At 48.8% G+C, this 19,928-nt stretch carries 15 protein-coding genes; 3 read left to right on the top strand and 12 right to left on the bottom strand.

All coding sequences use genetic code 11. The features are described 5' to 3' along the window. Positions 1 to 37: 37 nt before the first annotated feature. From miaA to ABN764_RS02315, 11 genes are all read right to left on the bottom strand, one after another. On the bottom strand, positions 38 to 979 hold the full coding sequence (miaA, locus tag ABN764_RS02365) for a tRNA (adenosine(37)-N6)-dimethylallyltransferase MiaA (RefSeq protein WP_268623387.1): 942 nt from the start codon (positions 977 to 979) through the stop codon (positions 38 to 40). Continuing rightward, positions 972 to 1,763 carry a class I SAM-dependent methyltransferase gene (locus ABN764_RS02360; protein ID WP_065293007.1) on the bottom strand — a complete coding sequence of 264 codons (792 nt, stop codon included), beginning with the start codon at positions 1,761 to 1,763 and terminating at the stop codon, positions 972 to 974. Before ABN764_RS02360 ends, miaA begins: the two co-directional genes overlap by 8 nt. 56 nt (positions 1,764 to 1,819) lie before the next feature. Beyond that, positions 1,820 to 4,168, bottom strand: coding sequence for a DNA mismatch repair endonuclease MutL (gene mutL / locus ABN764_RS02355; RefSeq protein WP_446670786.1), 2,349 nt, complete (start codon positions 4,166 to 4,168; stop codon positions 1,820 to 1,822). Between the two features lie 42 nt (positions 4,169 to 4,210). Beyond that, positions 4,211 to 6,994, bottom strand: a complete 2,784-nt coding sequence (gene mutS, locus ABN764_RS02350; RefSeq protein WP_446670785.1) for a DNA mismatch repair protein MutS — start codon at positions 6,992 to 6,994, stop codon at positions 4,211 to 4,213. 75 nt (positions 6,995 to 7,069) lie between these two features. Beyond that, on the bottom strand, positions 7,070 to 8,710 hold the full coding sequence (locus ABN764_RS02345; RefSeq protein ID WP_446670784.1) for a putative amidoligase domain-containing protein: 1,641 nt from the start codon (positions 8,708 to 8,710) through the stop codon (positions 7,070 to 7,072). 287 nt (positions 8,711 to 8,997) lie between these two features. After that, positions 8,998 to 9,558, bottom strand: coding sequence for an outer spore coat protein CotE (locus tag ABN764_RS02340; protein WP_021253939.1), 561 nt, complete (start codon positions 9,556 to 9,558; stop codon positions 8,998 to 9,000). 124 nt (positions 9,559 to 9,682) lie between these two features. After that, the gene (locus tag ABN764_RS02335; RefSeq protein WP_028533063.1) at positions 9,683 to 10,669 is read right to left on the bottom strand and encodes an aromatic acid exporter family protein; all 987 of its coding nucleotides are present in this window, start codon (positions 10,667 to 10,669) and stop codon (positions 9,683 to 9,685) included. 167 nt (positions 10,670 to 10,836) lie between these two features. Then, complete coding sequence (locus tag ABN764_RS02330; protein WP_139295276.1) at positions 10,837 to 11,694, bottom strand: ABC transporter permease; 858 nt, start codon at positions 11,692 to 11,694, stop codon at positions 10,837 to 10,839. Next, positions 11,672 to 12,472 (bottom strand): ABC transporter ATP-binding protein, encoded by an 801-nt coding sequence (locus tag ABN764_RS02325; RefSeq protein WP_072728056.1) that lies wholly within the window; start codon positions 12,470 to 12,472, stop codon positions 11,672 to 11,674. The genes ABN764_RS02330 and ABN764_RS02325 overlap by 23 nt, the downstream gene beginning before the upstream one ends. Positions 12,473 to 12,510: 38 nt before the next feature. Beyond that, entirely contained in the window at positions 12,511 to 13,515 is a 1,005-nt protein-coding gene (locus ABN764_RS02320) for an ABC transporter substrate-binding protein (RefSeq protein ID WP_268623380.1), read from the bottom strand. Positions 13,516 to 13,827: 312 nt separating this feature from the next. After that, positions 13,828 to 15,345 (bottom strand): carboxypeptidase M32, encoded by a 1,518-nt coding sequence (locus ABN764_RS02315; RefSeq protein WP_446670783.1) that lies wholly within the window; start codon positions 15,343 to 15,345, stop codon positions 13,828 to 13,830. Positions 15,346 to 15,516: 171 nt separating this feature from the next. Here ABN764_RS02315 and ABN764_RS02310 point away from each other — a divergent pair, with 171 nt between their 5' ends. Together ABN764_RS02310 and ABN764_RS02305 are read left to right on the top strand one after the other, a co-directional pair. After that, the gene (locus ABN764_RS02310) at positions 15,517 to 15,861 is read left to right on the top strand and encodes an iron-sulfur cluster biosynthesis family protein (protein WP_446670782.1); all 345 of its coding nucleotides are present in this window, start codon (positions 15,517 to 15,519) and stop codon (positions 15,859 to 15,861) included. 28 nt (positions 15,862 to 15,889) lie between these two features. Beyond that, positions 15,890 to 16,510, top strand: coding sequence for a beta-class carbonic anhydrase (locus tag ABN764_RS02305; RefSeq protein WP_021253946.1), 621 nt, complete (start codon positions 15,890 to 15,892; stop codon positions 16,508 to 16,510). Positions 16,511 to 16,614: 104 nt separating this feature from the next. Here ABN764_RS02305 and ABN764_RS02300 read toward each other — a convergent pair whose 3' ends face one another. Next, complete coding sequence (locus ABN764_RS02300; RefSeq protein ID WP_446670781.1) at positions 16,615 to 18,348, bottom strand: ABC transporter ATP-binding protein; 1,734 nt, start codon at positions 18,346 to 18,348, stop codon at positions 16,615 to 16,617. Positions 18,349 to 18,480: 132 nt separating this feature from the next. Here ABN764_RS02300 and ABN764_RS02295 point away from each other — a divergent pair, with 132 nt between their 5' ends. Continuing rightward, positions 18,481 to 19,923 (top strand): ABC transporter permease, encoded by a 1,443-nt coding sequence (locus tag ABN764_RS02295; protein ID WP_446670899.1) that lies wholly within the window; start codon positions 18,481 to 18,483, stop codon positions 19,921 to 19,923. Positions 19,924 to 19,928 lie beyond the last annotated feature (5 nt).

Here is a 19,928-nt window from a genome sequence, read left to right as displayed (position 1 = left end):
AATAATCATGAGATTGTGTTGAAATATATTCAACCTGTTATCGAAACTTTCCTGCTATGAGCTTACAAATTTGTTCAAATTGTTGATCTGCACAATCTGATTCTGTGACATCAACCCAGTGAATATCCTTCATGTGCCGGAACCAAGAGAGCTGGCGCTTCGCAAATCTTCTTGTATCTCGCTTAAGCAGTTCAACGGCAGCATTGAGTGACATGTCACCTTCAATATACGCTGCGATTTCCTTGTAGCCAAGGCCTTGCATCGATACGAGATTTCGCGAGTAGCCCTGTTCGAGCAGCCGGCGAACTTCTTCCACCAGCCCCTCCTCCATCATCATATCAACTCTTGCCTCTATTCGTTTATATAGCATCTGCCTATCCATTGTCAAACCTATGATACACAGATCGAACGGCGATTCCTTTTTCTGACGGCCTAATTGCTTCGAAAATGGCTCGCCTGTAAGATGATATACTTCCAAGGCTCTAATTACTCTGCGCTGATCATTGGCATGCAGTTTGTCAGCAGTTTCCGGATCCACTCCCCGCAAGCGCTCCAGAAGCGCTTCTGCACCGTGAGAAGCTGCAAATTCCACCATTTCTTGACGGAATGCTTCATCTGCACCGTGTTCACTGAATTCATACCCGTAGCATACTGATTCAACATAGAGCCCAGTTCCCCCGACGATAAATGGGGTATGATTGCGGTTCGCGATCTCGTCGATAAGTGTCCGGCACTGAAGTTGAAAATCAGCGACCGAATACGGCTCATCGGGATCTAATATATCCATTAAATGGTGTGGAATGCCCTCTCGCTGCTCTACTGGCAGCTTAGCTGTACCAATATCCATTTGCCGATATACCTGCATGCTGTCACCGGATATAACCTCACATTGGAATTTCTTAGCCAAGTCAAGACTAAGCTTCGTCTTTCCAACCGCAGTCGGTCCAATGAGTACAAGCAGCCTCGGTTTATTACTCATCGTTGCCTCCAGCAATGTCAATCACCCCATATGCCAATTTCGCTCCGGATGGTAACACACGGGTGAATCCTAGCCGGGCAAATTCTTCGCTGTTCTTTACTTCCTTCATGACCACTCTCTTGCGCGCCACACGGCAAGCTTCCGCAATCGCTTCATGCGTCAAGGCTTTATGGTTCGCCATCGTACGCAGCGGATCAATCGATGCCGAGCTTGTAACGGGAGAGCGGAACATCGGATCAAAGTATACCACATCGACGGAACGGCTTGGCAGTGAACTGAGCATGCTTAGATGTTCAGCCTGCTTCATCACAATACGGCGCATCGCTCCCGTAACCTCGTCCACACCACTCTCATACAGCTGCAGCCCTTCGTGCACAAGCGCAAACAGTGACGGCTCACTCTCCAGCGCTGTAACCTTCCCATTAGGGCCTACCGCGACGGCAAACACCAGAGAATCCCCTGCTAGGCCTGCCGTACAGTCTAACACCTCATCGCCAGGCGTAACACCACTCGCTGTAATCATCCCGTCCGCATCTCCGGACAAAATCCGCTTCGCCCGCACATAGGCCATACTCGGATGATAAGTCAGCTCTGTGACCCCTAACTTCAAATAGCGAACACAATCGTTCAGGTAGACGAGAAATTCATCGTCGCCATATCTACGCTGCATACGAGGCAAAGTCTGATCGCGCCGCTCAGCATAGAACCATCCGAACAGCTTGGCCATCTTCCGCGCCCGCTCCTTAAGCTCTGGTGACGTATACTCGCCTGTCGTGACTATCATTTGCTCCTCCTCATTATATACGCTGTGGAAAGGGAATTACAAATCCCCAGCTATTCTTACATTACCCGCTTAAACATTTTCTCCAGATCGTAAGTTGTAAATCGAATGACGATCGGCCTGCCATGCGGACATGTAAACGGCTGGCGGCATGTTCCCAATCGGACGAATAGCGTCTCCGCCTCAGCTGCTGTCAAGCGCTGATTCGCTTTAATCGATGCCTTACAAGAGCACATCGTCGCTGAGGCCTCTCTTAATTTCGCAATATCGGGCGCCTTCTCGCTCAACACCCAGTCCGTCATTTCTTGAATAATATCCGTTTCTTCCCCTTTAGGGAACCAGTATGGATGGGAACGAACTAGGAATGTTTGGCCCCCAAATGGCTCCATGATGATCCCGACCTGCTCCAGCAAATGCATACGAGATCGAATCCGCTCCGCATCAGCAGGGGTAAACTCTAATGTGATCGGCAGAAGCAGCTCTTGAGAGGCTTCTACCGGCTTGCCGAATCGCTCAAAATAATATTCATAATTGATTCGTTCATGCGCTGCATGCTGATCAATTAAATAGAGCCCCTCTTCATTCGAAGCGATCAAGTATGTTCCGTGCAGCTGACCAATGTAAGAAAGTGCTGGGAACTTCGGCAATGCAGCGTTGTCCGTACTACCTTCCTCCGTCAGCCATTCCTTCCATTTCTCCGCACCGGCCTTCACTGCGGCTTGCCCTGCTTGCTGCTTAGCATTCGAATAAGGATTCGAATAAGCACTCGTATTGGAACTTTCCGCATTGCGGCTACCATAAGAAGGAGACGTCTCTCGAACTCTCTCTCTCGCCTCTTGACCGCTCGCAATCGAGGATTTCTCTGCATCATAGGAAGTTGATGGAATCAATTCGTGATCCACTGTTTGCTTGAGTTTCGCCGGACTGTCTACGGCGTCCTCGTTACTAGAAGTCGATTCAGCGGACTTAATAGCCACTGGATCTGCACTTGCAGCTACAGCCAGCTCATCCTCGTTCTTGCGACCTATCTCTTGCAGTTGTTGCTGCTCCGTCTTCTTCTGTTCTACCGAGCCACTTAGAGCAATAGAATCAATAACGGATTCATTTGGAGGTTGCAAGGCCTCTGGAGCAACACGAGACATTTCGGTTGCTGCGGGCTGATTCCATTTCCCCGTTCGTTCAGGTTGTCGCTGCACGTTAGGTTGATGGGATGTTTCAGCATTGCTTCGTGACTGCTCCCGATCTTCCTTCGCTAATTGCGTGGCAGAGGACGGATCAGACTCAATGACTAGCGCCCCCATTGGCTTTAATTGCTTCTCTTGATTGGCCGCTATCGTCTCCGCAGCTTCCCATTGAAGCTCTGCTTGCTCGACATATGTTCGCACCTTCGCCTTCTTCGGAGCCGCTTCAGGAATAAGACGCTGCTTATGCAGCAATTGCTTCACGGTCTCTTCGATGAAAGCGCACAACTCTGCCTCTTTGCTGAAGCGAACCTCAAGCTTGGCAGGATGCACATTCACATCCACGAGAGAAGGGTGCATCGTCACATGAAGCACGAGCATCGGGTAGCGATTGATCGGCAAGAACGTATGGTACGCACGAAGTATCGCTTGATTCAGCGGAAAGCTTCTGACATATCTGCCATTGATCATCCATGACATCGCATTGCGGTTTGAGCGCGTTAATTCAGGCTTGCCAATATAGCCTTGCACCTCGAAGTCCAAGTGTTCTCCCTTGACCTGCAGCATTCCTTTCGCTGTCTGAACGCCATATACAGAGGCAATAACCTGCAATAAGTCTCCATTGCCAATCGTTTGCAGCAGAGTGTGCTCATTATGCTTCAAGGTAAACGCTATACTTGGATACGATAACGCCAAACGATAGATGAGATCAGAGATATGCCCCAGCTCCGTCTGGATTGTTTTCATATACTTTAACCGTGCAGGCGTATTATAGAACAGTTCACGTACCGTAATCTCCGTCCCTTGCATGGACTGTGCGGGCTCATACGATTTGATCGCACCGCCTTCAATAACAAGCCGCCTGCCTAACCCGCTAGATTCTGTCGACGTTACCAACTCAACCTTGGCAACAGCCGCAATACTCGGAAGTGCCTCTCCTCGGAACCCTAGACTGCGAATCGAGAATAGATCTTTCCCTGTCTGGATCTTGCTCGTCGCATGCCGCAAAAAGGCATTTTCCGCATCATCATCCGCTATACCAGAACCATTGTCCTTTACTCGGATGAGCTGCAGGCCCCCTTCTTCAACGGATACATCAATACGTGTAGCTCCTGCATCTATCGAATTCTCAACCAGCTCCTTCACAACCGATGAAGGACGCTCCACCACTTCGCCTGCGGCAATCTGGTTGGCAATGTGCTCGTCCAATATTTTAATAATTGCCATCTCTCACACCTCCTTAACTCTCGATTTCTCATGCTCTATTCATTAGGATTCACGAGTAATTTCACGTGCCCGCTTCATCAGATCATGCAGTTGATTCATTGCTTCCAATGGAGTCATTGACATCACATCTACATCTGTCAAAGTGCCGATGAACTCCTTCATTGCTATTACTTCAGCACTGTGTTGAATGGAACGATCCGGCCCCTCTTGCTGTGCCGCTTGATGGGTCTCGGCAGTACTTGCCATACTCATGACAGATTGCTCGTCATCTGTCTTACCGTCTTGTACAGGCTTCACATACTGTACGGGTGCCTGAACGGGACTATCCGCAGATACCGCAGTCTGATCCCATCCGAATAAGGACAGCTGTTCCACATGATTGACAGGAATCTCTTGCTGCGAACTCGAAGGGGATGCATGTGTCCCTTCACGATCCGTTGTCTCATACTGCTTCAACAGGTCGTATGCACGATCAATAATTTGATCAGGGAGACCCGCAAGGCGTGCACAATAGATACCATAACTTGTGCTGGCTGCGCCTGAAATCAACTTACGCAGGAAGGTAACTTGATTGCCGCTTTCCTGCACGGCCATGCATACATTCTTCAATCTTGGCAGACGATCCGCCATATGCGCCAATTCATGGAAATGGGTCGAAACGAGCGCCTTACAGCCGATTCGATCGTGGACATACTCAACTACAGCCTGTGCAATGGACATCCCTTCACTCGTTGATGTGCCCCGACCAAGCTCGTCAATGATGACCAAACTGCGGCGCGTTGCCTTCTCTGTCATCACCTGTATATCCATCATTTCCACCATAAACGTACTCTGACCGCCAATTAGATCATCTGCAGCTCCAATTCTCGTGAAGATCCGATCGACAATCGGCATAGACGCTCGTTCAGCTGGAACGAAGCAGCCAATCTGCGCCATGATCGATATCAGGGCTACTTGACGCATGTACGTACTCTTACCTGCCATATTCGGCCCTGTTATGAGCAGCATCGTCTCATTCTGCTCTGTCAGCTCCGTATCGTTCGCCATGAAGTCTCCACCCTGCATGACGGCCTCCACAACGGGATGACGTCCCTCAGCAATATGCATATCCAATTGCTCCGTGAATGCCGGACGAACATATCTCCTAGCTGCACTGACTGCAGCGAGTGATTGGTAGACGTCTATTTCAGCAACTGCTTCTGCCAATGCCTGCAGGCGGCGAATCTCGCCTCCAATGCGCTGACGCAGCTCGCTAAAGCGCTCGTACTCCAAGCCGAGCATCTTATCCTCAGCCTCGAGAATTAGCGCTTCCTTCTCCTTCAATTCAGGCGTTACGAATCGTTCTGCATTCGCCAGCGTCTGCTTACGCTCATATCGTCCTTCCGGCAGGGATGACAAATTCGACTTCGTTACCTCGATATAATAGCCGAATACCTTGTTGTATCCGATCTTAAGCGACTTGATTCCGGTCGCTTCCTTCTCTCTGCGCTCCAGTTCAGCGATCCAGCGCTTGCCGTTCACACTTGCTTCTCGGAGCTGATCAAGATATTCATCGTATCCTGGCTTAATCAGTCCACCGTCACGTACCGATACCGGAGGCTCGTCCACCACCGCACGTTCAATCCAATCGTGGATATCTCCACATGCATCCAATTCACTAACAAGATTGTGAAGTGTTGCAGACGATGTCTGCTCGCATAACTGCTTCAGCATCGGAATCTGACTCAGTGAAGATTTCAGTGCAACGAGATCACGACCGTTCGCCGTACCGAAGGCAATCCGGCCTACAAGACGCTCCAGATCATATACCGAGGACAACTGCTCACGCAGCTCTTCTCGCCATATGAGATGATGATACAGCGTATCAACGGCCTCTAAGCGCTCCTCAATGGCCTGCCGATTCATGAGCGGCTTATCAATCCAGCGACGAAGCAGCCTTGCCCCCATCGACGTCTCGGTGCGATCAAGCAGCCAGAGCAGGGAACCTTTCGTCGCACGCTCACGCACGGTTTCCGTAAGCTCCAAATTACGACGTGTAAAAGCATCTAACACCAGATATTGATCCGGGTCGTAAGTTCGAATATTCGTCAGCTGACTCAATGAGCGCTTCTGTGTTTCTTGCAAATACCCCATCAGCATAGCAAGCGCCTGCTGCCGCTCATCCTCAAGTCGAGTCCAGACGGCTTCGCCGAACTGCTGCCTTGCCAATGCTTCATCCTTGCGGCTCCATTCGGTAAACAGAACAGAACGATTCCACGCCTTCGTAAGCGGCTCCGCCTCCTGCAGCAATGCAGGAGGGCCAATAACTTCTGTCGGCATATAGACATTCAGCTCATCAATAAGCCAAGATTGCCCGATCGGTGCTGAAGTAACAATCAGTTCCCCTGTGGACAGGTCACAGGCAGCCAGTGCATTGCTGGTACTCCCTTGGGATAGACAGACTAGATAATGATTCGACTTATCGTCGATCAGCTTGCCTTCCATTACTGTGCCTGGCGTCACAATGCGGACTATTTCCCGGCGGACGACTCCCTTAGCTTCCGCTGGATCCTCCACCTGTTCACAGATAGCAACCTTATATCCCTTTTCAATTAATCGCTGAATATAATTATCTGCCGAATGATAAGGCACACCGCACATTGGGATACGATCCTCTGCACCGCTGCTGCCTCTACCCGTCAGTGTAATCTCCAATTCCTTCGATGCTTGAATCGCATCGTCAAAGAACATCTCGTAAAAATCCCCGAGGCGGAAAAACAAAAAGGCATCCTTAACCTGCTCCTTGATGCTCAAATATTGTTCCATCATCGGTGTCAGCTTCACCATAAACACCCTCCGATAACATAAGTAGAACTCTATTATATCAAAAAAAGAGCGGGGACTCACGCGCATTTCACGCGGTCACCGCTCACTCGTTCCCAGCCATGTACTCCGCAAATCCTCATGCTCATCCCATATCCATTGTGCACGTATGCGATGAGACAGCGCTTGAATAGCATGCTCGGCCTGCACCGATAGGCTGTCATCTAACCATTCATTTCTGCTCCTCCTCACTTCTTTCAACAAGTCGTCCATAAGCTCTAACGCCAGCATGCGCATAGGTTGTCTTCCCGCATCTGTGAGATAATTATCGCGCCTTGTCGGATAAGCATGGAATGCTTGAATCACCTCTTCACGCACACTATCGCGCCTAGTCAGCTTTGGATAAACCACTGCAACCGTACGGAATAAGGTTAGAACCTCTAACGTCAGGACCGGCGTCATAATAAAGCATGGAAGTGTTCGGTATTCAAATCCGCCCTCACCGCCATGATCATGTTCGCGCACATCCCCATACGTCCCATACCCTGGACGCCTCCTTAATGAACCCGCTGGATTCTCAAGAAGAGCCAGCGGCAGAGCTACATAAGTATCCAACGCTCTTATCAAGTCTGAGGTTAGCCAAATTCCACTAACATGGATATGCCCTCCGAGCGAGAATTTTCCTGCTGGATGCGATCCACCCAGCCATACGAGCTTGGAATCCTGCATGTGAGAAGCACGCTTCTCTGCAATGATACGGTCTGCAAGCTGCATGGCCCTGCACAAATGCTCCACAAGCTGGGCAGGACGCTCAGCAGGTTCCGGACGAAGCTCCATAAGAGGATAGATGACACGTCCTTGCAGACGCACGGCATCACAACCTGCGGCCCCACCCTTGGGCAAGTACCGAACAGCGGGGACGATCTTCTCGGCATGGGCATCATATAGAAGTAATTCTACATCCATCCCAAGCTTCAGTTGTGTTCCCTTGTTCCGAATTCGTGAATGCTGTATTGTCTCCTCATGCCATGCTGCAGCATACCTCTCCCGTACCCATGATGGAATTCGCTGCGGTATAGGGTCGATATGCACGATTACATCACCCAACTGGGGCTCATCCAGCACACCCGCTGGCAAGTCTGTCATTCCCTCCACGGCAGAAGATGGTGTGCAGCGCAGCGTAACTGCAGCGATGTCCCAGCCTACTGCATATGCAGCTCGCAGAGCCAGCCGGGCAAGCCGGCGATAAGGCGGCTTGGACCAATCATCAAGCGCACGATACATGGGAAGACCCTGCGGAGGAGTTGAACTCTGTGCGGCAGCAACGATACGACAGCCATTGACCCAGAAGCATATAGAACGAACGTAATGCTGGCCCGAATTCGGCGGCAATTCATCTGCCCACGCAGCCCATTCGGCCACAGGCAACCCCCATAGCTTCAAGCGTTCACGCATGGTGCTTGAGCGCCAACTCGCAGCATAGCGATTGAGTACGATTGCGCCCTCTTCCTCCTGACGATCCACTACTCTCTCCGCATCCTCCCGATTCCGCTGTGCCATACTGCGTTTCCACCATACGATTAATTTCCCAAGCTCCTGAACAGCAATTGACCTAGCTCCGGCTCGCACATATCTCGTATTGGAGACCGCCTTCACTTTATACTGCTTCCACATGTTGGCGGCTTCCCGGTCATCCGTTATGACAACCACGCTATCTTCACAAGCAAGGTCTCGGCTCACGTCGCCTCCCCCCCTTCGCATCCAGCATATAGGATTGCTTCCTACTTAGATTCCCGTTGCAGCTATGAGGCCAACCAACAACATGATCTGAATTTTTGTTACGAATCCAAAAAAAAGGAGGGCTCCCGCCCTCTACAATCTTTCCATTACTGCATATCCTGTGGGTATATCATCAAGTTTGTAAGCACAGGTTTTGCAGCAGCTCACCCACCATGCGCATGTTGGTTGAGAGTATCCTCAATAGGAAATGAGAAACCGCCGCAAGCGGTCAGGGCCTGCGGCGATGATTACAACTCCTCATCCGTCAAGTCCGGTTCCAAGTCGTCGAAGCTCTCATCCTGAACACTAAAGTCAAAATCCTTGTCTTCGAAATCATTGCACCCGTCCTTACAAACGAGAACACATACCTTTGTCTCTGCAACCATTTCCACAACGAATTCCCGCTCAACACGAATAGTCACACCGCGTCCATGCGAAGATACACTCGCTTCAACGCAGTTCGGTTCCTGAACTGCTTCCGCAGATACCTCAACAGTGGAAGAACGATGCTTCGGATCAACATACGACAGCGGAACGAGATCTACATACGACACCGTTTCTTTCGCAACGTCAGTTTGGGAATTGTTGTCGTATGAATACCAGATGTTGATATCGTAAGTACCAATTACTTCAATGCCGTCTCCTGCCCGCACCGATTCATATTGATGGTTTATGAGCCAAGCCCCCAATATGCTTGTCGGATGATTAGGCGGAGAGACGGTATGTGTGACGACAGAGAACTTACGACCTTTGCCGCAGACTGCTTTCGTGATGATTTCCCGGCAGTGGTGTTTTTCTGTGTTTGCCATCCTGTGGACCTCCTCCATACAATCATTCAATTAAAGTGTATGCAGGACAGTCGTCTAGGGTGACAACAATTTTTTAAGAGTGAACGCATTTTTTGAGAGTCAACATATGCTGGCCTGACGCGGGTTACACGCCAAGTCGAAGTTGTTTCTTATCTCTTTTCGCTATCTTCAAATATTGTTGAAGCTCGCGAATTACTTGCAAGACGGCTGCACGCACTTCAAATTCTCCACGTGTAACAGGCAAATCCATTTGACGGAATACCTCGTCCAAATCATTCAGAAGCTGTTCTGTCTTGCCCGTATAATGCGGCTCCTTCACATCCTCGCTCAATTGATCGAATACATCTGCTACTAAATAGCACTGAGGGAATGATTGATACACTTGAGAGAGCAGCTGAAGGATTCCCTGCACATTTTCCAGCTGTGCCTTGCGCATGTAGAAATAAATCAGCCACTGCTCATCGGCATGAATATCATCCGTACGCATGAGTCGATTCTCCAATGCCTTCGAGGCAATAAAGATTCCTTCATTTACTTTTTCATCCGCATCAATAATTTCGTGTCCATCCCATACATAGGTTGTATCCCTCAGATTGGAACTAATTTGTGTGAAAATCAGGGAAAAGTAAGCATCGACTTCCTTCTTAATTCGGACAAGCTTATCCTCTTCATTCGGCATATACACCAGATTGACGACACTGGCTGCACCAAGTCCAATGGCCAACAGAAGCACTTCGTTCAACACGCCATGCAGCGTTAAGGTTCCTGCGCCATAGATATGGAACACAACGACTGAGCTTGTTACGATTCCTTCCTTGAAATTAAGCTTAGCGATAATCGGGAATGCAACTAATATGTATAAAGCCAGCACCCATAGCTCGAAACCGAGAAGCCCGAACAATAATGAAGCTAGCAGCAAGCCGACAACCGATGCCAGAAATCGCGCCGACACGGTCTTTATGCTGCGCTTGCGGGTAACATCCACTCCTAATATAGCTAGCAAGCCCGCTCCTAGCGGATTCACTGCTCCTGCAAGGTTAGCAACGATTATCGCCAATATTGACGCGATCGCTGTCTTAATGACACGAATACCAACAAATCCGAACACCATGTGCGAGTACGCTCCTTCAATGAGACCCTTATGTAATGTTATCTTCTTATGATACATGTTCATTATATCGACTCGGATGTCGTGTTGCAAAAAAAAAGGAATGCCATTCATTGGCATTCCCCTGTCACTCCATATACACTTCGGCAAACCACGAGAACATATACGGATTACGTACGATTCACGATTTTCCGCTCTACGAACGCAACTGCTTTATACATTAGTGTAGCCACAATTGCGATAATGACAAGCGATGACATAACCAGTGTAAAATTAAACACTTGAAATCCATATATAATCAAATATCCAAGCCCTACCTTGGATACAAGAAATTCACCAACAATTACACCTACCCATGCAAGCCCGACATTCACCTTCAGCGTGGACACGATCGCAGGAAATGAGGCCGGCAGAACGACCTTGCGAAATATCGTCCGCTTCCCGCCCCCAAATACACGGACAACCTTGATGTAATTTGGATCGACTTCCCGAAAGCTATTGTACACAACAATGGTTGTTATGATTACAGTGATGGATAAAGTGGTAGCCACAATGGCTGTAAATCCCGCTCCAAACCCGACGATGAACAAGGGGCCAAGCGCAACTTTCGGCATGCTGTTGAAGACAACCATGTACGGATCTAGCACTCGCGCAAGAAATTCTGACCACCAAATGAGCACGGCAAGCAGAGTGCCGAAAACAGTACCGAGTACAAAGCCTACAATCGTCTCACCTACTGTCATCCCTAAATGGGGCCAAATGGAACCGTTCATGACATCCTGCACAATTTGCGCGCCTACCTTGCTCGGATAACTGAATAACAGAACATCGATCCACTTCAGTCGGCCTGCTAGCTCCCAGAGCGCTATACAGGAGATTAGAATGATTAGCTGTGTCACCGTAACTGATGTTGACAGTGCACGTCTGCGTGCGCGATATTGCGCATAGGTCGATGCTACTAGCTCCTTCGTATTATCTGAGGGATGGGGTATGGGCGGTGAATCATCAAGATCCGAATGTCGGCTCATTGCTTTCCCTCCGATCTGACGCCTCAAGTTCCTTCCACAAGTCATGGAACAGATCATTGAATCCTTCCTGCTCACGTGCATAGAAGGGCTGGGAGTTGCGGATTGACTCTGGTATGACGAATGTTCGCCGAATGCTGCCTGGATCACGGTTCAACACAATCACCCGATCACTAACGGCTATTGCCTCTGACAGATCGTGGGTAACGAGAATGGCCGTCTTATTTCGTAGACGCAAAGTTTCCACGACCAAATCCTCCAATTGCAGCTTCGTCTGGTAATCCAAGGCAGAGAAGGGTTCATCCAGCAGCATAAGCTCCGGTTCCGTCGCAAGCGTCCTGACCAGTGCAACACGCTGCCTCATTCCGCCGGACAGTTGATGAGGATACAGCTTCTCTGTCCCTTCGAGTCCCATTCCGTTAAGCAGCTGAACAACTCTCTCCTTCATCTCAGGGGTTAACTGTTTTGTCAGTTCCAGCCCCATGCATGCATTGTCAAGAATCGATCTCCAAGGGAAGAGATAGTCCTGTTGAAGCATATAGCCGACATGAGATGAGGTACCGCTCACTCGCTGACCATATACATTTACATATCCGTAGGTTGGCTTCATCAGGCCAGCGATAATGGATAGTATTGTCGTCTTGCCGCAGCCGCTCGGCCCAACCAGACTAACGAACTCGCCCGGCATGATGGAAGCGGTTAGTTCATTTACTGCCAGCTTCGCTTCTCGATCTGTCACATAGACATGAGTCACACGGGATAGCTCTACTGCAGGTATCATTGAGGCGCCTCCCTTCGAATGAGCGTTATGGGCATCCGTCATTTCACCAGCTTTATCGCTTTCTCGGCAAATTCATTCGTAACGATCTGCTCGTGATGTACACGAGATTTCAACTCCCCTGCCGAATCTAGCACATCCAGCAGATTGTTCCATTCCTGCTCATCTAGGACTGGATCCGCGGCATACGATTGTTGTTCCTTATACCGCTTAACCGCACTTGCGACAATATCCCGGTCAGCATCCTTGAAGAATGGCAGAATAACATCGGTAATCTCTTCAGCGGACTGCTTCTCTACCCATTGCTGCGCTTTATAGATCGCATTCGTGAACTTCTGTACAGCATCCTTGTTCTTAGAGATATAGCTTTGCTTAGACATGAAGGCCGTATAAGGAAGCTTGCCGCTCTCTACACCAAATGAGGCGACAACAACCCCCTTGCCTTCTTTCTCAAAAATAGAAGCCTGAGGCTCGAATAGCTGTACATATTCGCCAGTCCCTGAAGCGAATGCTGACGCAATATTGGCGAAATCAATATTCTGAATGAGCTGCAGGTCTTTGTGTGGATCAATGCCATGCTTCTTCAGCGTAAATTCCCCTGCCATCTGAGGCATCCCGCCCTTGCGCTGTCCGAGGAATGTACTTCCCTTCAGTTGATCCCAATCGAAGCCGTCCTTTTTCTCACGGGCAACGAGGAACGTGCCATCTGTTTGCGTGAGCTGCGCAAAATTAATAGCCGGATCCTCAGCCCCCTGCTGTGCAACATAGATGGACGTCTCTGAGCCAACAAGCGCTACATCAATTCCCCCTGAGAGCAGCGCTGTCATTGTCTTATCTCCGCCAGAAGTCGTCTGTAGATCAACGTCCAGTCCTTCCTCCTTGAAGAATCCCTTGCCAAGCGCCACATACTCAGGGGCATAGAATACAGAGCGCGTCACTTCTCCTACCTTGATCTTCACTAAATCATTGCTTGAACCACATGCACTAAGCACCAGCACAGCAAAAACTACGATGGCCAAGGTACCTATTCGCCACTTGTGTCTCATCCGATATTTGTCCTCCTTATCTGGAATGGGTATACCATGGAACCTGTTCGTACTCTTCTGAGTCAATCTGCTCGACCCATAATCGCGTAAACTCTTACCTAATTGAACCTGCCCTGTTGTTCGGTTATTGCATTGTATGCACCCATTACTGAAATGGTTATTCGCCCGACCCTAATCAAATGGCAACGCTTGAAAAAAGCTTATCCTCCATCGTTGCGATTGAGGTGCTCCCTGCCGCCGAATGAGTAGTATAAATCATAAAAAAAACGCAGCCCCACCCGGGACTGCGTTCTACATTCAAAATTGATTCGGTTACATGCCGTAAACTTCATTCGTCTTCTTCGTCAAATAATCGACCAGATATTGCGGGTTCAATGCCTCTCCCGTTACCTTCATAATGATTTCGGATGGAGTCAAAAGCTTCCCGTATTGATACACTTGTTCCGTCAACCATTGCTTAATTGGCTCCAACTGGCCATTTTCAACGAGGGTCTCTAAGTTAGGAAGCGCGCTTTCCATCGTATGCATCATTTGAGCGGCATACATGTTGCCAAGGGAATACGATGGGAAGTAGCCGAATCCGCCGCCTGACCAGTGCACATCCTGCAAGACCCCTTCTCCAGCATGACTCGGACGCACGCCCAAGTAAGACTCATATTTCTCATTCCACACGCGAGGAAGCTCCTCAACAGGCAGATTCTCATTGAACAGCATCTTCTCGATCTCATAACGGATAATGATATGCAAATTGTACGTTACTTCATCTGCATCCGTACGAATTAAAGAAGGTTCCACCCGGTTAATTGCACGGTAGAAGGTATCAACATCCACTTCGTTCAATTGCTCTGGGAACAGACGCTGCAATTCCCCGTAATAACGATTCCAGAACGGACGGCTGCGGCCGATCATGTTCTCCCAGAATCGGGATTGCGATTCGTGGATGCCCATCGAAGTTCCGGTTGACAATGGAGTTCCATCGAATTCCTTAGTAATGTTTTGCTCGTACAAGGCATGGCCACCCTCGTGCAAAGAACTGAAAATCGCACTCGCCGCATCATCCTTCTTATAATGCGTTGTAATACGAACATCACCCGAGTTCAACCCGATCATGAATGGATGAACGCTCTCATCCAGGCGTCCAGCTTCGAAGTCATAGCCCATTTCCTTCAGCAAATACAGGCTGATTTCCTTCTGCTGCTCAATTGCGTAATCACGATACAAGAACTCATACGCCGGCTGTTCATCTTTCTCCTGTACAGCATGTACAAGCGGAACAAGGCCTTCTTTCAGTTTACCAAAGATGGCATCCAGCTTCTCCACCGTCATCCCTGGCTCATACATATCAAGCAGCGTGTCATAGCGCGTGTCCTTCACGCCCCAATAGTCGATCAATTGCTGCGTCTTCGCTACGATGTCACGCAAATACGGAGCGAACATTTCAAAATCAGCCTTTTCCTTCGCTTCCTCCCACATCGTCTCTGCATGCGAGGTTAATACGACATATTCTTGATACAGCTTGGGAGGAATTTTGCGGCTGCGGTTGTATTCCTTACGCGCATCTGTAACCATTTTACGATCTGCATCGGACAGTTCGCCGAATACATCAGCCTGCTCCAATGCATCCAAACATTCGCCCATCTCATCCGATACGGACAGCTTGAACATATCCTCGGACAAAGCTCCGATTGTTTTGGAGCGCTGTTCAGCCCCCTTGCGCGGAGCACCTGTACGCAGATCCCAATGCAAAATGCTTAATGCTTCACCGTAACTTTTCAGTTTCGTTGTTATATCCCGAAATTTCTGCAAGATTGCCTCATTTTGCGCATTCATGCCTATTTCACCTCGAATTATGTATAGTCTTCCTTCTTGATGATACGCGGTGAAAACGATATAATCAACATTCGAAAGCGATTGTGAATAACGATTCGTATTTTGGAATCATTGTTACATTGCTATTTGTACACTTACTCGAACATGTCAAGCCATAAAGGAGCAGATTCGATGTCAATTTGGATTCAAGTGACTGAAGCTGCCGAAGAGCAGCTTAAGCAGCGTCTCCGCTCCGCAGATGGCGGAATTATCAAGCTTGTACACGATACGGAAGGCTGCGGCTGCGCCGTCAACGGCGTGCCCGCCATATGGATCGCCCCGCAGGCTGACGCAGATGACGTGCAGCTGCAAAGCAATGCCCCGCTTGACATCTACATGAACCGGCATCACATGGTGTTCTTTGATGAGAAATTGAACCTTGATGTATCGGGGACAGGCGGCTTTTACAAGCTGAGCAGTGCACAACAAATTTATTCAACACATGTCGCATGCAAGGATCGACGTGACAACAAATGAAGCGTCAACATGCAAGGGAGGGAAAAACATGTCCAACATGTCCAACATTTTAGATTTCAACCGTGAATTCGTCGAGAAACGCGAATATGAACAGTACTTGACTGACAAATTCCCCGACAAGAAAATGGTCATTATCACATGCATGGATACTCGACTCGTCGAGCTCCTTCCAAAAGCAATGAATTTGCGTAATGGCGACGTAAAAATTATTAAAAACGCAGGTGCAATCATTTCACAGCCATTCGGAAGTGTTGTGCGCAGTGTGCTTGTCGCTATTTATGAACTGGAAGCCGATGAGGTTATCGTTATCGGTCACTATGGCTGCGGGATGACTGGCTTGAACTCTCAACAAATTATCGACAAGGCCAAAAAGCGCGGCGTTGAAGATGTTGTTCTGGATACGCTGACGAACTCCGGCATTAAGCTGCACCACTGGCTGCGAGGCTTCAATGATGTCCATGAAGGGGTAATGAACAGCGTACAAGTGCTGCGCAAGCACCCGCTTCTTCCTTCTGACGTACCTGTGCATGGCATGGTCATCCATCCAGATACGGGGGCATTGGAATGGGTTGCAGACGGATATCGCTTCTTGGAAGATAAGGATACCGAACCAGGGCATGGGCAGCATTCGCCCTCTGCTACTCGATAATCCCGTTACATAGACACGGGCAAAGCTCCTGTACCAGAACCAACTTGCGTTCTGATACAGGAGCTTTTTTGTTATTATTGTCAAATACCCCATATATGCTTGACCTACGAAAGAATGGACACCCAGTGACCCGAGGCAACCTCGACCAATCGGGAACGCTCCAGCTGATACGGATCGGATTCCCCCAATTCTTCCATGAATGCACGTGGCTTCCGCATTTCGATCTGCGGATCTGGTACAGGAATTGCGGCTAATAATGACTTCGTATACGCATGCTGCGGGTTCGAATACAATACTTCGCTTTCTGCCAACTCTACGATTTTGCCGCGATACATCACAGCTACCCGATCACTAATATGCTTGACCATAGACAGGTCATGTGCAATGAACAAGTAGGTTAAGCCAAGACTTTGCTGAAGCTCCTGCATCAGCTGCACAATTTGGGCTTGTATCGATACATCAAGCGCTGATAGTGGTTCGTCACACACAATGAATTTCGGTTCTACCGCAAGCGCTCTAGCGATTCCGATGCGCTGACGCTGCCCTCCAGAGAATTCATGCGGATAACGCATAGCATGAGATGGCTCTAGCCCAACCATATCGAGCAGCTCCTCTACCCGCTTCTTCCGCTCTTGCTTGCTTGAGACCAATCTGTGAACATCCAGCGCTTCACCGATCAGATCGATAACCTTCCATCTCGGATTCAATGACGCGTACGGATCCTGAAAGATCATTTGCATATGCCTGCGAACGATTTTCATCTCCTGTGCTGACAATCGGTTTACCGACATGCCCTGATACAGCACATCACCGCCAGTCGGCTCATGCAGGCGCAATATCGCTCTTCCTGTCGTTGATTTGCCGCAGCCGGATTCTCCCACGACGCCAAGCGTCTCCCCCTCTTGGATATAGAAGCTGATATCGTTAACTGCCTTAACAATATTCCCTTTGCCCAAATCAAAATGCTGCTTCAGGGAACGAACCTCCAGCAATGGATGTTGATCAGCCAACCGAGGACTAACGAATGGGGCAGACTTCACCTTCTTCTCATGTAATCGGGGAAGCGCGTTCAATAATTTTAGCGTATATGGATGTTGTGGATTGGCGGATAGCTCTACGGTCGAGCCTTCCTCCACAATCTCTCCTTCCTTCATGACGAGCACGCGATCACACATCCCTGCTACGACACCAAGGTCATGCGTAATGAGAATGATTGAAGTACCAAATTCTCTCTGCATATGCTTCATGACACTCAAGATCTGCGCCTGAATTGTTACATCCAGTGCAGTTGTCGGTTCATCTGCAATAAGGAGTGCCGGCCTGCAGGCAAGGGCGATAGCGATCATCACTCTTTGACGCATGCCGCCTGAGCATTCATGAGGATAGTGAGAATAACGCAATTCACTATTGCGGATCCCAACCATCTTCAACATGTTAATCGCTTCCGCCTTTGCCTGTGCAGCTGTCATATCCTGATGCTTGATCAAGCTCTCTGCAATTTGACTTCCAATGCTCATCGTTGGATTCAACGAAGTCATCGGATCTTGAAAAATCATCCCGATGTGACGTCCACGAACATTCTCCATGTCGGACTCTGAATAAAGCGCCACGTCCACACCTAAGAAACTAATCGTACCACTCTGCTTTGATGCTATTGACGAAGGCAGCAGGCGCATGATGGATCGTGCAGTAACGCTCTTGCCACTCCCTGATTCGCCCACAATTCCGAGTGTCTCGCCTGGGTTGACCACAAAGCTTATGCCTCGAACCGCATGAATCTCTTGCTCCCGATTCTGAAATGCTACCGATAAATCCTGAACTTGAAGGATATGCTCCATGCCCGCTCTCCCGTCTATCATAGTGATGAATAGGTTTGCTAACAGTTCTTGACAAAACCTTGAAATAAAATATACTATATCCATCGGAATTATACAATTTAAAAGTGAAGGAGGTGCTTATACTACATGCAAATGGAATATACTGAAGCGCCTAGGCTTCCAAAATGGACAGAGACAATCAGCCACAGCTATACAAAGTTGAGCCTGAACCCAATCTATGCACGCCTTGCTATACTGCTCGGCTTGCCTGTCCACCTTGCGGCATACATTATCTATCAGGTTAAACGAAGGGATGATAACTTCCAAGCGGCACGAGATTTGGTCACGCAGGAACTCCTCGCTTCCGGTTACAAAGAGAAGCTTCAAGCCGACTTCGAGGATCAACTACGCTGCAAGCATCGCTTCTTCGGTGAGAACATAGACAATCTCCAGTTCAATCGCCAGGTTCACAAGTTGACTGAAGAACAATTCCGCCAAGCCGTACATGAACATACCATTAAAATGCTTGACCAACGACTCCATAGACGCACTACCTACTCTGGTACCTTTCAAGCCTTGCTTCGACACCCGCTGTTTATCATCTTGACCTTACTTCCCGGATTTCCGATGTATCTGCTTGTGCTCTTTTATTACAACGCATATCTCAAATACATATTTGAGCGATTGATGATGAGTCTGCTTGTAATTATCGGGGTCTCTATTGTCGTATTCACCATATTGAAGCTGTCCCCATTCCATCCTGCAGTTAATATTTTGGGAGAAACGGCGACAGCGGAGCAGATCGAGGCGTTCAATAAGATGCACGGCTTGGACCAACCCTTTTTCATTCAACTGTGGAACACATTAAGAGGCATCGCCACATTTGATTTAGGCAGTTCATTTGCAGGCAACGAAGAAGTATCAACTGCCATCGCAGCCAAATTTCCAATTACGTTAACGCTAACAATTATTTCACTTGCACTTGCTCTCCTCATTGCACTGCCGATCGGCATCACTTCTGCAACACGACCTAATACATTGTTCGATTATACGTTCATCTTCATCGCATTGCTCGGTTTATCGATACCTAACTTTTGGCAGGGACTGGTCTTCATTCTCAACTTCTCCATTCATCTGAAATGGCTGCCTGCTACCTATAATCCGAATAATTGGCTGTCTGTCATTATGCCGGTCATTGTACTTGGAACAGGATTGACAGCATCCGTTGCCCGCATGACCCGCGCTTCTACTCTTGAGGTGATTCATGAGGACTACATCTTAACTGCTAGAGCGAAGGGGCTGCGCAATCGGCAGGTACTGCTCCGGCATGCTGTAAGAAATGCCCTCATTCCGATTCTTACAGTCGTGGGATTGCAATTTGGAGCAATGCTTGGAGGAGCTGCAGTTACGGAGAAGGTGTTCAATATTAGCGGTATCGGCAGTTATATCATCGATAAGCAGTTCATTCCGGATATTCCCGCCATTATGGGAGGTGTTGTCTACACGGCGATTACGATATCACTGGTCAATTTAGCGGTGGATATTATGTACGCCTTCATTGACCCACGGATTCGTACCAAGATGAAACAATACTAAAGCAG

The organism is Paenibacillus wuxiensis, from assembly GCF_040195695.1.
In the GTDB taxonomy this organism is placed as follows: Bacteria; Bacillota; Bacilli; order Paenibacillales; family Paenibacillaceae; genus Paenibacillus_B; species Paenibacillus_B suaedae.
This window is presented reverse-complemented; position numbering and strand designations above follow the sequence as displayed.